At 72.6% G+C, this 12,904-nt stretch carries 11 protein-coding genes and 1 tRNA gene; 7 read left to right on the top strand and 5 right to left on the bottom strand.

Annotated features, from left to right (window positions below; genetic code table 11):
- Positions 1 to 8: 8 nt before the first annotated feature.
- Both ABT245_RS09700 and ABT245_RS46025 read right to left on the bottom strand, forming a co-directional pair.
- Positions 9 to 1,031: a PP2C family protein-serine/threonine phosphatase gene (locus ABT245_RS09700; RefSeq protein ID WP_351731249.1), complete on the bottom strand. Its 1,023-nt coding sequence runs from the start codon at positions 1,029 to 1,031 to the stop codon at positions 9 to 11.
- A 125-nt stretch (positions 1,032 to 1,156) separates the two neighbouring features.
- Entirely contained in the window at positions 1,157 to 2,488 is a 1,332-nt protein-coding gene (locus ABT245_RS46025) for a hypothetical protein (RefSeq protein ID WP_502982094.1), read from the bottom strand.
- A 280-nt stretch (positions 2,489 to 2,768) separates the two neighbouring features.
- On the opposite strand from ABT245_RS46025, the gene ABT245_RS09690 reads away from it, so the two are divergent.
- Together ABT245_RS09690 and ABT245_RS09685 are read left to right on the top strand one after the other, a co-directional pair.
- Positions 2,769 to 4,217, top strand: a complete 1,449-nt coding sequence (locus ABT245_RS09690; protein ID WP_351730993.1) for a serine/threonine-protein kinase — start codon at positions 2,769 to 2,771, stop codon at positions 4,215 to 4,217.
- A gap of 158 nt (positions 4,218 to 4,375) precedes the next feature.
- Positions 4,376 to 4,720: a hypothetical protein gene (locus tag ABT245_RS09685; RefSeq protein WP_351730991.1), complete on the top strand. Its 345-nt coding sequence runs from the start codon at positions 4,376 to 4,378 to the stop codon at positions 4,718 to 4,720.
- Positions 4,721 to 4,963: 243 nt separating this feature from the next.
- On the opposite strand, the gene ABT245_RS09680 is transcribed toward ABT245_RS09685, so the two are convergent.
- Positions 4,964 to 5,036 (bottom strand) — tRNA-Ala (locus ABT245_RS09680).
- A 182-nt stretch (positions 5,037 to 5,218) separates the two neighbouring features.
- On the opposite strand from ABT245_RS09680, the gene ABT245_RS09675 reads away from it, so the two are divergent.
- Together ABT245_RS09675 and ABT245_RS09670 are read left to right on the top strand one after the other, a co-directional pair.
- Positions 5,219 to 5,767: a helix-turn-helix domain-containing protein gene (locus tag ABT245_RS09675; RefSeq protein WP_351730989.1), complete on the top strand. Its 549-nt coding sequence runs from the start codon at positions 5,219 to 5,221 to the stop codon at positions 5,765 to 5,767.
- A 174-nt stretch (positions 5,768 to 5,941) separates the two neighbouring features.
- Positions 5,942 to 8,140: a serine/threonine-protein kinase gene (locus ABT245_RS09670; protein WP_351730987.1), complete on the top strand. Its 2,199-nt coding sequence runs from the start codon at positions 5,942 to 5,944 to the stop codon at positions 8,138 to 8,140.
- Here the strand turns inward: ABT245_RS09670 and ABT245_RS09665 are convergent.
- Positions 8,104 to 9,543: a hypothetical protein gene (locus ABT245_RS09665; RefSeq protein ID WP_351730984.1), complete on the bottom strand. Its 1,440-nt coding sequence runs from the start codon at positions 9,541 to 9,543 to the stop codon at positions 8,104 to 8,106. The two genes, ABT245_RS09670 and ABT245_RS09665, sit on opposite strands and share 37 nt — an antisense overlap.
- Before the next feature lie 516 nt (positions 9,544 to 10,059).
- On the bottom strand, positions 10,060 to 10,188 hold the full coding sequence (locus tag ABT245_RS09660; protein WP_003999697.1) for a DLW-39 family protein: 129 nt from the start codon (positions 10,186 to 10,188) through the stop codon (positions 10,060 to 10,062).
- Positions 10,189 to 10,536: 348 nt separating this feature from the next.
- On the opposite strand from ABT245_RS09660, the gene ABT245_RS09655 reads away from it, so the two are divergent.
- The 3 genes from ABT245_RS09655 to ABT245_RS09645 all read left to right on the top strand — a co-directional run bounded on the left by ABT245_RS09655 (position 10,537) and on the right by ABT245_RS09645 (position 12,839).
- Entirely contained in the window at positions 10,537 to 10,881 is a 345-nt protein-coding gene (locus tag ABT245_RS09655; RefSeq protein WP_351730981.1) for a DUF6344 domain-containing protein, read from the top strand.
- 381 nt (positions 10,882 to 11,262) lie between these two features.
- Positions 11,263 to 12,051 carry a GntR family transcriptional regulator gene (locus ABT245_RS09650; protein ID WP_351730978.1) on the top strand — a complete coding sequence of 263 codons (789 nt, stop codon included), beginning with the start codon at positions 11,263 to 11,265 and terminating at the stop codon, positions 12,049 to 12,051.
- Between the two features lie 8 nt (positions 12,052 to 12,059).
- A complete protein-coding gene (locus ABT245_RS09645; protein ID WP_351730975.1) occupies positions 12,060 to 12,839 on the top strand; it encodes a glycosyltransferase family 2 protein in 780 nt (259 codons plus the stop codon).
- Positions 12,840 to 12,904: the final 65 nt, after the last annotated feature.

Below are 12,904 nucleotides of genomic sequence, written 5' to 3'. Positions count from 1 at the left end.
CGACCGCGTCACCGGTAGCGCAGCAGCAGCATGGCGGCGTCGTCCTGAAGGGGACCGCTGACATGCTGCAACAGATCCTGCCGCAGGGTCTCCAGGGCGGCCTCGGCATCCCGCTCCTTGAGCAGGTGGGCCCGGTCCGGCAGCGGATAGAAACGCCCGTCGCCATCCCGTGCCTCGGTCACCCCGTCGGTGTAGAGCAGCAGTTGGTCCCCGGGCAGGAAGTCCGCGTGGAAGGGCTCCGGCGGCTCCGCGCCGTGCGCGCCGAGGCCCAGCGGCAGCGCGTACGCGGGCGGCTCCGGCAGGTCGACCGTGCCCTCGACGTGGATCAGCATGGGGGCCGGGTGCCCGAAGTTGAGGAACGTGACCCGCTCGTCGCTCACCTCGGCGAGGATCGCGGTGACGAACTTCTCACCGTCCAACTGCCGGTCGACGGCCCGCTCCAGCCGCCGTCCCACCTGGACCAGGTCCGCCTCGTCCGGCGCGGCCTCACGGAACGCGCCCAGGACCACGGCGGCGGTCTCCACCGCCTCCAGCCCCTTGCCCTGCACGTCCCCCACGATCACCCGGACCCCGCCGGGAAAGGCGACCACCTCGTACAGATCGCCGCCGATACGGGCCTCGGCGACCGCGGACATGTACGAGACCGCCACCCGCAGACGCCCGGCCAGCCGCGGCACCGGCTTGAGCAGCACCCGCTGGGCCGCCTCCGCGATCGACCGGAAGCTGTCCAGTTGCGCCTCGCGCCGCTCCCGCATGGTCACGGCGACCAGCCCGGCCACCGTGACCCCGACGACGGAGGCGATGGCCATATAGCCGCGCCGGGCGTCGATCAGGTCGTTGTACCAGCCCAGACCGGCGGAGAGGAGCAGGGCTATCACGCCGATGCAGGCGGTGCGCCGCCAGCCGCCCACGAGCGGCGCGAAGGCGGGTCCCACCGAGATCAGCGGCAGGAAACCCAGTGACGGGCTGGTGGCGAGATCGGCGACGGTGACCGCCGCCATCGTGGCGAACGGCAGCACGGCCAGCACCATCAGACGGCGGCTCCGCGCGGGCTCGTCCTTCTCCGGCACCGGGCACTCCCTCCCCCCTCCACAAGACGCCGAGCAGGATCATGGTGACAGACCTGTGCATCCGCCTCCAGGGTGCAGAAGTCAATTCAGGATCGGCCGCACCGCCCGTCGCTCACGGAGCCGGAAGGTCCGGGAGCTTCCGCGGACGCGGCCGGGGCTGATGTGGAGGCAGGGGATCGGGGTGCGCTTGTGGGTGACATCGCCGGGGGCGCATCAGCGTCCGATGGGGGCGCGGAGGCAACGGATGAATTCGAGTCGGGGGCAGACGGGGGCGTGGGGCAGCCGTCGGGGGCACGCGAGCGCGCCCCGCCCCTGCCGATGCACCCGTCCGCGCCGGCGAACGCGCCCCCGCCCCCGCCGGACGCCTCCGCACCCACCGCGAACGCACCCCCGCCCCCGCCGGACGCCTCCGCACCCACCGGGAACCCACCCCCACTTTCAGACGCCTCCACGCCCACCCCGCCAGCCCCACTGGGGGGCGCGGCGGGCCGGTTCCCGGCAGCCACATCCCCCACCACGACCCCTGCCCCAGCGGCCGCCTCCGGCACCACGACTTCGTCCCCAGCGGCCGCCTCCGGCACGGCGGCCCCAGGTCGGCCTGACGGACGCCGGAGACGGAGACGGGGGCGGAGACGGGGGCGGAGGCGGAGGCGGGAAACGAGCCGGTGCGGTCGGTGGCCGTGCAGGAGGCCGAGGACGATCGCCGCGGCGATCGCGATCAGGTGCTCGCGGCCCGCCAGGTTGGGTACGGCGATCGACTCCCACGCCATCGATCCGCCGGTCAGCGTGAACACCACCGGGGCGCGCCGGACGACCGAGAGGTAGGTGAACAGGCCCACCACCGCGGCGGACGGCCCGGTGTCGAGCACCTGCCCGACCTCGGGCGGCAGCCCCAGCCCCCACCGGCCCGGCCCCAGCGCGATCATCACCCGTACCGTCAGGGTGCCGGCCAGCGTCGTCGCGTACGCCACCGCCAGCGTGCGGACCCGCCCCAGCGCGAGTTCGGCCAGTGCGAACGCGAGGAACAGTTGGGTGATGCCCGCCCAGACCGGCAGATCCAGGGCCGGTACGTACAGGGACACCGGCGTACGCAGCAGGGCCAGCCACAGCGGCAGATCCGCGGTGACGCCGCCCAGCCGCCACACCACCAGCGCACCCGTCGGCCGCTGCGCGAGGTCATGGAAGAAGATCACGCCGAACGCGGCCAGGAACGCCAGCGAGAGCGCGAACGGACCGCGCCGCCGAAGCTGCCGCAGCGGTTCTACGACGATGCCCTGCCACTCGCCGCGCAGCGTACGACCCACGAACACCGCCGCGCGCAGCAGCAGGCCCCGCGGTCGTCGGTGCCCGTCCTCGCTCACGAAGGCCCGCGGCCCGTCATGATCGGTTCGCCCCCAGCCGTAATGACTCCCCGTCACCCATTCCGGACGCCATCGTATAGATCGTCCGAGCCGTACGGCCGGACCGGACCCCGGGCGGCCCTTGGAGCGGTCCGCCGATGCCGCCCGCGGCGGAGCCGGGACCGGACGGCCGGCCCCCGGCAAGTAGGCTGAAGCCGCTGCGGCACCCCCACCAACACCGCCTAAGGCACAGGGTGTTGGCCTGCGGCGATCAGGAGTCGGCCAACGGCGTGAGGATGAACGACAGGTGCTGATAGCGGGTCGGTATCGGCCGCACACCGCCCTCGGGCGGGGAGCGATGGGCGAGGTCTGGCGGGCACGGGACGAAGTGCTCGGCACAGAGGTGGCGATCAAGTTCCTGCTGGCCCAGAGCTCCGACGCCACCGCCACCGCCCGTTTCCGGCTGGAGGCACAGACCGCGGGCCGGCTCGACCACCCCCATGTGGTGGGCGTCCTGGACTTCGGTGATCACGAGGGACGGCTGTTCCTGGTGATGGAACTGGTCGACGGCGACAGCCTCGCGCATGTGCTGTCCACCGAGGGGACGCTGCCCCCGGAGCGGGTGGCCCGGATCGCCGCCGAGGCCGCGGCCGGTCTCGCCGCCGCCCATCAACAGGGCGTCGTGCACCGGGACATCAAGCCCGGGAACCTCCTGCTCGCCGCCGACGGCAGCCTGAAGATCGGCGACTTCGGCATCGCCCGCTTCATGGACGACCCGGCGGCGGGGCTCACCGCGACCGGCCAGATCGTCGGCACCAGCCTGTACCTGGCGCCGGAACGCGCCCTCGGCCGGCCCGCCGGGCCGCCGTCGGACGTGTACTCGCTGGGCTGTGTGCTCTACCAACTCCTCATCGGCCGACCGCCGTTCGAGGCCGACTCGGCGGTCGCGATCCTGCACCACCACCTCGACAGCGCGCCCACCCCGCCGCGTCAGCTCGGCGTCGACATGCCACCCGCGCTGGAGAACTACCTGCTCGGCATGCTCGCCAAGCAGCCGGAGACACGGCCGGCCGCGCCCCAGGTCGCCGAGTGGTTCGCCGTCGACTCCTGGCGCGGGCACCGCGAACCGCTCCCGCCCGCCGCGCCCGGGGATGCCGGCGGGCACGCATCGGGCCGGGGCAGACCGGCACCCGGGCCCGGTTTCGGCACCGGCGCCGGCGGAGCGGCCGGACGAGGGCCCGCGGGCGCGGCCGGGCAGACAGCGCACGGCCCCGCCGGACGCGGCGGTGCAAGTGCAGCAGGACGGAGCGGCGCCGGAGCGGCCGGACGGGCGGGGGCCCACGGCGCGGCCCAGGCACGCCCTCTGCCCGGCGAGCCGGGCCCGGCGACCACCTACGCGCTGCCGAACTCCGGCGCACACGCCTCCTCACCGCACCGGGGACGCGCCCGCCGCCAACCCACGGTGCGCCACCTCGCCGTACGCAGCCCGAAACTGCTGGGCGCCGTCGCCGCGACGGTGCTCTTCGTGGCCGCCCTGCTGATCGGTATGGCCTGGTTCGCCCCGGACTCCGGATCGGCGGAGACCTCGGGACCCGACGCACCGCACAGTTCGGCTCCCGCCCCGTCGTCCGCCACCGAGTCCGCCCCCGCCGACTCCCTGTCCACCGACACCGACTCCTCCGGATCCGTCTCCGCCGACACCGCGGCCGGAGACGGCAGCCCTGACGAACAACCCGAGCAGAAGCCGGAGCAGAAGGACCCGAAGACGAAGGACCCGAAGACGAAGCACGACGAGGACGAGGACTGACCCGGCCACCACGGGCCGCCATATCGTCACACTTGACCCCATCAGCACGCAAGATTCATATCTCCGCCGCAATACGGGCATCCGACGGCTAGGATCCCCCACGGTGTGAGCCCGGACATCCGTCTGGCGCGCTGCCGCCACGCCTACGGAGTGCCCGTATGAACACCACCATCGGCTGCGCCCTGCTCGGGATGTGCACCGTGCTCGTATGGCCGCCCGCGCTGGCCACGCTGCTGGGCTGGGAACCGCCCCTGCCGCACCGCGGTGACGGTTCGGCCCGGCTGCTGGCCATGGCCGCCTCGACCGGGCACGCCGCCCTGCTGGCCGGTGTCACACCCCGCCTGGCGGCGGCACCCGGCACCGTCACCACGGTCTGCTCCTGCACCGCGGCCCTGCTGGCGATCACCGCGGCGGCCCTGTGCGTCGCCTACGAGCGAACTCCCGCCGGGCAGCACGAAGAAGAACACCCGCCCCCGACGCGTTTCCACGACGCCCCTGAGTGAGCCCTCCCCGAAGACGCCACCAACGCGGCCTGGCCCTCGGCCGGCCGCCGCCTGCCGCGGGCGAGCACACCACCCGCGGCACCTCGGCCAGAACATCCACGAGCCCCCGGCCGAGCCGAAGGAGCCCCACGCTGCCCCGAACACGCGCACCCCGTGCGAACTCCCGCCTCACAGGCGCCCCCACGCAGACACAAAAAACGCCCCCTGAAGCCGCGTTTCCGCTGGCCAGGGGGCGTTTACCTGTGGAGCCTAGGGGAGTCGAACCCCTGACATCTGCCATGCAAAGACAGCGCTCTACCAACTGAGCTAAGGCCCCTTGCGAGCGGCGGCCTGCCCGAGCATCGCACTCGGGTGGGCGCCGCAGACCAGAGTACCGGGTCACCCCGGGGATCTCGCAAAAAAGCTGGGGGTCCCTCGAAACGACCACGCTCCGTAAGATGCTCGGCGTGGTTCGCGACAGCGAACCACGTTCTTGGGGAAGCGATGGGGAGACGCAACATGGACGCCGCACAGCAGGAAGCCACCGCAAGAGCGCGGGAGCTGCAGCGGAACTGGTACGGGGAGCCGTTGGGGGCGCTCTTCCGTAAGCTCATAGATGATCTCGGGCTCAACCAGGCCCGGCTCGCCGCGGTACTGGGACTGTCCGCGCCGATGCTGTCGCAGCTGATGAGCGGCCAGCGCGCGAAGATCGGCAATCCCGCGGTGGTCCAGCGGGTGCAGTTGCTGCAGGACCTGGCGGCGCAGGTCGCGGACGGCAGCGTCAGCGCGGCCGAGGCGACCGACCGCATGGATGAGATCAAGAAGTCACAGGGGGGCTCCGTGCTCAGCAACACCACGCAGACGACGAGCAGTTCGGGCGCGCCGACGGTCAAGCGGGTGGTCCGCGAGATCCAGTCGCTGCTGCGCTCGGTGGCCGCCGCGGGGGACATCATCGAGGCCGCCGACACCCTCGCCCCGACCCACCCGGAACTGGCAGAGTTCCTCCGGGTGTACGGCGCGGGCCGCACCTCCGACGCCGTCGCGCACTACCAGTCCCACCAGAGCTGACTTCCCGGCCCGTCCGACGGAGGGGGTCCGACGGACGGGCCGACGCGCGAGGGGGAGTGCCTGAGGGCACGACAAGGGGGCGTATCACTCATCTCGGGGGAAACAAGGGGGACAGGGGGAACAAGAGGTGAGGGGGCAAGGGGTCAGCCGCAGGGGGAGGAGCGACGGACAGCCATGGGTGAGGTCTTCGCCGGCCGGTACGAACTGGCCGACCCGATCGGACGCGGAGGCGTCGGCGCCGTCTGGCGCGCCTGGGACCACCGTCGCCGTCGTTATGTCGCCGCGAAGGTGCTCCAACAGCGCGACGCCCACTCGCTCCTGCGGTTCGTACGGGAACAGGCCCTGCGGATCGATCACCCCCATGTGCTCGCGCCGGCCAGTTGGGCCGCGGACGACGACAAGGTCCTGTTCACCATGGACCTGGTCGCCGGCGGCTCGCTGGTCCATCTGGTCGGCGACTACGGCCCCTTGCCGCCCTCGTTCGTCTGCACGCTGCTCGACCAACTCCTGTCCGGACTCGCCGCGGTGCACGAGGAAGGAGTCGTGCACCGTGACATCAAGCCCGCCAACATCCTGCTGGAGGCCACCGGCACCGGCCGTCCACGGCTGCGCCTGTCCGACTTCGGCATCGCGATGCGGCTGGGCGAACCGCGGCTGACCGAGACCAATCTCGTGGTGGGAACGCCGGGTTATCTCGCGCCCGAGCAGATGCTGGGAGCGGAACCCGACTTCCGGGCCGATCTGTTCGCCGTGGGTTTGGTCGCCCTGTATCTGCTGGAGGGAGCCAAGCCCGACGCGAAGGCCCTCGTCCAGCACTTCGCCGAACACGGGACACCGGGGGCGCCCAAGGGCGTCCCCGAGCCGCTCTGGCAGGTCGTGTCCACGCTGCTGCAACCGGATCCGGAGGCCCGTTTCCGTACGGCCACGGGGGCCCGCAAGGCGCTTGCCTCGGCCACGGAACTCCTGCCGGAGCCCGGCCTCGACGACGAGGTGATCGAGGTCTTCGACCAACTCGGCCCGCTCCCGCCGGGTTTCGGCCCCGATGGCCCCTTCCGAACGGCCTCGGGCGTGGACACCCAGGTGGATTCGGCGGCGCGACCCGGCCCACCGGGGCCCGCCGGAACGGGCACCGTGTCCGGAGCCTGGTCGACCGGGGTCGCGGCGGCAGGGGGCGCGGCGGCAGGGGTTGCGCGGCCGGGCGCTGTCGGGCCCGAGGACGCGTCGGGCGCGCAGGACGTCTCTTCGCCGGCGAACGGCCTCCCCGAGCAGGTTCCGCCCCAGACCTCCGCTCGACCCGGGCCGAGCGACATGCATTCCGTCCCCGGCGCCCCGGCCACCCCCGCCGGCCCGCCTTACCTCCGCTCCGACTCCGATCCCGGCGACTCCGGTCACACTGGCTCCGGTCCTGGTGGATCCGATCCCATTGGTTCCGGTCCCGGCAATTCCGGCGCCATTGGCTCCGGTCCCGGCAATTCCGGCGCCATTGGCTCCGGTCCCGGTGATTCCGGCGCCGGTGATTCCAACCCTGTTGATTCCGGTCGTACCGCCCCCGGTCCCACGGCCTCCGTCCCCCGCTCTTCCGACAACTCCCCGGCCGGCAACTTCCCTTCGGGCAACTCACCTTCCGACCCCGCCCTCTGCGACAACTCCCCTTTCGCTCCTGCCCGTTCCGCACCTCCCGCTTCGGCCGCCTCTCGCGGCCCGGAAGCCGCCGTACCCGCCGATCCCCAGGAGGGCGGCGGTCCGCAGCCGTTCACCATGTCGGACACCGGGAGTTTCCATCTGCCGCCTCCGCAGCCCGCGCGGCCGCCCGGCACGGGGACGGACACATCCGGGACACCGCTCTCCCAGGGCCACCCCCCACCGACCCACCAGGCCGGCCCGCCTCGGCACCACCCACAACATGACCTGCACCAGCCACAGCACGACCGGCGCCACCCACAACACGGCCAGCCCCAGCCACTGCACGACCCCCCTCCCCACCACCCCGACCAACCCCCCACCGCGACCGCGCACACCCACGCGCATGTCTCCCCCAACGACCCCGCCCACGGCCCCACCGAGGCCCAGTCCTCTTTCCGTCCGCAGGCCCCCTGGAACCCCGCACCGGCGCCGCTGCCTCCGATGCGGCCGCAGCGCGCTGACGCCTCTACTGCTTCATACACCGCTCAAAACCCGCAGGCTCCGCATCCCGCACAGGCAAATTCGCCGTCGGCCCCGCCCCCACCCCGCCGGGCCGCACGCCGCACCCATCGCGCCCACCGCACGCGCCGTACCCCTCACCCCGGTCCTCCGGCGAAGGCCGCGATACCGATCCTGCTCCTGGCACTGGCCTGCTACGCCGTGGGTTTCTGGGCATTGACCCGCATCTGAGCGCCGGCCCGCCGCCGGGCGGCCACCGTCCATAGCCCGAGCCCCAGCAGCAGCGCGCTCCCCGCGCCGATGCCGCCCGCCGCCAGCGCCCGCATCGCGGCGTCCCCGCCCCCGCCCCCGCCGCTCCACCCCGTCACGGCCGCCTCCCGGTCCTGGGCCGTGACCTCGAACAGGTGGCGCGGCTCGGACTGCCCGGCGTACCCGGGCCCGGTGTGCGGGGTGCCGGTGACGCGCACCCGGAGCGTCACCCCGAAGGGCCCCTGGCCGAACGTGTCGGCCATCCCCTCACTGAGGTGCACGACGAGGTAGTACGCCCCGGCGAAGCGCATGGTGCGCACCGCGTCGAGCACGGCGTACCGGTTGCGGTACTCGACGGGCGGCAGGGGGCTGAGGGCCGCCGCCTTCTGGCTGCCGTTGTAGCTGAGGGCCGCGTCGTCGACGTAGCCGCGGACGGGATTGTGCAGCGCCAGGTCGAGGGCTCCGCTGACATAGCCGCCGGCCCCGTTCGAACTGCCCAGTTCGGCGGTGGCGTGCACCTGCTGGCCCCAGTCGACCGGCACCTTGTAGAAGAGGGTCTGCCCGGGCTCCATGTCCGTCTGCCAGACGCCTTGTCCGAGCGCGTGTGCCGTGGCGAAGCCCGCTCCGCCGGCGCGGCGCCGTGGCTCACCGGTGACCGGCTCGGGCGAGGCGGAGTCCCAGACCTCGGGCGCGCTCGTGGCCCCGGCCCGCTGCGGACGCGGCTCGGCGACCGGTGCCAGCTCCAGGTCCCAGGCACCCGACGCGGACACGCCACCCGAACCCGGCACGCCCGCCGTACCCGCCGTGCCCGCCGGTTCGAGGCGCTCGACCCGTACGTAATAGGTGCCCGCTCCCTGGCACAGGGAGCCGCCCACCTGGCGCATTCCGAGGGCCGTGACCGGCCGCGGGCTCAGTCCCGCCCCGAACCGCGCGGACGCATAGGAACAGGAGCCGCCGTTGGCGTCCTGCACCGACACCCTGATGCCGTCGCTGGCGGAGACGGCGACACCGGCGGGGGGTACGGCGGTCACGGGGACGTACGCCGTCGTCGTCGCCCGCAGCTCCACGCGGTAGTAGAGCCCGCCGTCGCGGGGGAGGGAACTCCGGTACGTCTTTCCCGGCTTCAGCCCCGGGGCGTCCACGGTGCCGGCCGCTCCGGCGACGGTCCTGGCCCCTTCCGCGAAGGCGTACCCGACGGAGGCCCCGGTCGCCGAGCCCATGGCCCCGGCCTGTGAGCCCACGGCCACCGCCGAACGGCCCGGCATCAGCAGGGCGCACAGCACCACCGCCGCCCCCGCGAGCCCGACCGCGACGGGCGGCCGACGGCTCCGCCGGGTCGCCCCGGGCCACCACCCCGCCGTACGCCACCCCGTGCGCCGACCCATCCCGTGTCACCCCTCCTCCTCGTCCACGACGGTGCGACGGGCACCCCCCAGCGGCACCCCCCAGGAGGCCCCTCCAGGAGGCACCCCTCAGAGGCACCCCCAGGAGGGCGCCCTCAAGAGGCACCCGCCCCGTACGCGCCCACCCCGTAGGCCCCCATGGAGGCACCCCCCGGAAACTCCCGACGCAGGCACCCCGCGCAGGCCCCGCACACGCCCCTCATAGAGAAGACCGCCCGTCGCCCTCTACAGCCCGAAACCGCGTTCCGCTAGTCGAGAACGGCCGACAGCCGCACTGCGTCAACGGTGGCCGTGACCGCCCACGGGCACCACATGGCGTCGCGCCGTACCGGGCCGTGGCCCATCCTGCCCCGCGCGCGCCCGGCTCATCCCGGCAATCCGTGCGGCCGTCCGAAACGCCCCGCTCGCGCGCGGCCCTACCCCCTCATCGGCGCCCGGGCAACACAAAACCCCGACCGCAGGGGCGGTCGGGGCCTGATCGGTTTCCGTTGTCTGTACTCACGAACCCGTGGGCACGGAGTCAGTCGCCTCCGTCCACAGATCCTGCTCGGCGCGATCCGCCTGGATCTGGCGGTACACGAGGAGCCCGCCGATGGCGGCCAGTGCGACCAGGAGCAGCTTCTTCACCGCGCGACCTCGTCTTTCCTTGACGTAGGGGACCTCTGGCGCCCGACTATACACACCGCCCGATATCGTTCGGTGACCTGCGCCGAGCCCCCAACTCCCGCCCACAAGAGCGCTTTAGCCGCGGACGGCGGGTCCTGAGCGGACGGTTGCCGCACATCCACGCACCGTTACTTTGCTCCCTCTTCACCACCCGAGATCCCTATTTGGGAGATTTTCTTCCGCTTTGCACCCATCCGAGTGGTGTTCATCGGAACATCGCCGCGCCACGTGCGCGGGTCCACCACTTCGCGACGCTCATACACATCATGAGGAAAGTACGCAAATCGCCCAACCCGAAAGTGAGGGGTCATGGCCAGGAGCAACAAGGTCATGAATCTGTGGACCGTCATCGTCACCGCCTTCCTCGCCCTGTTCGCGGCGCTCGGGCTCGCCTCCTCGGCCACGGCCGCGGCCGCCCCGCAGACCGAGGCCCCGCAGAAGAGCAGCGCACCCGCTCCGATGCCGGCGACGCACCACTGGTCCTGGCCAGGCTCCTGGTCCTGGTCCGAAGCCAGAGCGCTGCCCCCCACGATGAAGCAACGGATCCGGGCCGAGGCCCACGGCACATCTCCCAGTTGCCGCCACAGCCCCCTCGAAGACACCGCGGCGGACATCCTGAGGGGCCTGGCAGCCCCGGCACCGCTCACCTGCTGAGCCGACGCTCCTCCACCGCTGACGCCGGACCTGACGGAACTTGACCGAAACCGAGCCGGAATCCGACCGGCGGGCCCGAACGGAGCCGGACACCCAGCGGTACAGCGGCAGCAGCACGCAGAACGTGCGGCGCCCAAGCCACAGTGAGAGCAACTCAGCACCTCAGCAACACGGCAGAACAGCAACACGGCAACACGGCAACACGGCAACACGGCAGAACAGCAACACCTGATGGCGAACTTGCGTACAGCTCCACATCAGCGCGAGTCCCCCGGCCTCCCCCTCCCCCGGCCGGGGGCCTTCGCATGCCCGCTCTCCCCGCCCGACCCCAAGTCGTAAGGACCTCTTCAGGAGTCGTAGCCTGATGGTGAGGTGACTCCTGTGCCCAAAGCGTACGAAGTGATCGCGGACGACATCCGCCGGTCCATCCGCGAGGGCGGGCGCGAGCCCGGCCAACGCCTGCCGTCGGAGGCGGACCTGGCACGGCAGTACAGGCGCAGCGTGCCCACGATCCAGAACGCGCTCCGGGTGCTGAACGAGGAAGGTCTGATCGACAAGCGGCACGGCAGCGGCACCTTCGTCCGGTGTCCGCGCACCCGGGCGGTCCGCGACAACCGCCGGCACCAGTGGGAGAAGCGCCGGGCCCGCGAACCGGAGGCCGAGCGGGCCCAGACCGGCGCGACCGAGCGCGACACCGGCCTTGAACTGCGGGATCTCGTCTTCTACGCCAGATACCGGGAGATCAAGGCGCCCCAGGACCTCGCGGACGCGTTCGGCGTGCCCGAGCACACCGTCCTTCTGGAACGCACCTACCGGACCCGCCACGCCGCCGAGACCGCCCCGTTCAACCTGGTCACCTCCTATCTGGTCCGCGACATGATCGCCGTGAACCCGGATCTGCTGGACGACCGCAACGAGCCGTGGCCGGGCGGCACCCAGCACCAGCTGTACACCGCGGGCATCGAGGTGGACCGGGTCGAGGAGCGCTTCACCGCCCGCCCGCCGACGCCGGAGGAGGCCGAGGAGCTGGAGCTGCCCCCGGGTACGTCGGTGATCCTGCTGCGGAAGACGTCGTACGACATCGAGGACCGCGTCGTGGACATCACCCATGTCACCCTCCCCGGCGACCGCACGGAACTCCTCTTCACCACGTCCCTGGAAAGGTGGTGAGGGCCGCCGTGCGCCGGCGCGTCAGCATCGTCACCGCGGTTCACGCGCCTTCGGCCCCGTTCCTGGCGGAGGCCCACAAGTCGCTGTGCGCGCAGGAACTGCCCGACGGCTGGACGTGGCAGTGGGTGATCCAGCAGGACGGGAAGACGGACGACGTCCGTCCGTACGTCCCCGACGACGCGCGGGTGACCTTCCGGCAGGGACGGCCCGGCGGCCCCGGCGTGGCCCGCACGATGGCGCTCGCACACGCCGACGGCGCGTACGTCAAGGTCCTGGACGCCGACGACCAGCTCACCCCGGGCGCCCTCGCCCGCGATCTGGCCGTCCTCGAAGGGGACCCCGGCATCGGCTGGGCGACCTCCCGGGTGCTGGACCTCATGCCGGACGGCTCCACGGCGGGCTTCCCCGCGGACCCCGACGACGGGCCGATCGAGCGCGGCGTCGTGACGGAGTACTGGGCGCGGAACGGCTTCCGCGCCCAGGTCCACCCGGCGACGCTGTGCGTACGACGTGACCTCCTGCTCGCGCTCGGCGGCTGGATGGCGCTGCCGGCCTCCGAGGACACCGGGCTCCTGCTGGCCCTGAACTCGGTGAGCCGCGGCTGGTTCTCCCGGCAGGTGGGACTCCTCTACCGCAAGTGGGAGGGTCAGGTCACGGGCCAGGCCCCGCACGTCGACCCGGCCGAGCGGGACGCGCGGATGGCCGTCGTCGCGGCCAGGGCGCGGGCGCTGGCACGCTTCGGATGGCACACCCCGCTCACCGGCTCACCCACGCCGTCCACCGACTGACGCCCCAGGCCCCCTGTCTCCTGCCCATGCCCCGCGGCCTTCGGCCCTGGGCCCTCGGCGTGCAG

This window comes from Streptomyces sp. NPDC001508 (assembly GCF_040298665.1).
GTDB lineage: Bacteria > Actinomycetota > Actinomycetes > Streptomycetales > Streptomycetaceae > Streptomyces.
The sequence above is the reverse complement of the archived record's forward strand: the minus strand, read 5'-3'. Positions and strand labels throughout refer to the sequence as shown.

Bases quoted from the DNA above. Each gene is read 5' to 3' on its own strand.
- ABT245_RS09655 (WP_351730981.1), top strand. From the start codon at position 10,537: ATGGCCAGGAGCAACAAGGTCATGAATCTGTGGACCGTCATCGTCACC.
- ABT245_RS09700 (WP_351731249.1), bottom strand. From the start codon at position 1,031: ATGGTGCTGGCCGTGCTGCCGTTCGCCACGATGGCGGCGGTCACCGTC.
- ABT245_RS09690 (WP_351730993.1), top strand. From the start codon at position 2,769: ATGGGCGAGGTCTGGCGGGCACGGGACGAAGTGCTCGGCACAGAGGTG.
- ABT245_RS09685 (WP_351730991.1), top strand. From the start codon at position 4,376: ATGAACACCACCATCGGCTGCGCCCTGCTCGGGATGTGCACCGTGCTC.
- ABT245_RS09665 (WP_351730984.1), bottom strand. From the start codon at position 9,543: ATGGGTCGGCGCACGGGGTGGCGTACGGCGGGGTGGTGGCCCGGGGCG.
- ABT245_RS09675 (WP_351730989.1), top strand. From the start codon at position 5,219: ATGGACGCCGCACAGCAGGAAGCCACCGCAAGAGCGCGGGAGCTGCAG.
- ABT245_RS09670 (WP_351730987.1), top strand. From the start codon at position 5,942: ATGGGTGAGGTCTTCGCCGGCCGGTACGAACTGGCCGACCCGATCGGA.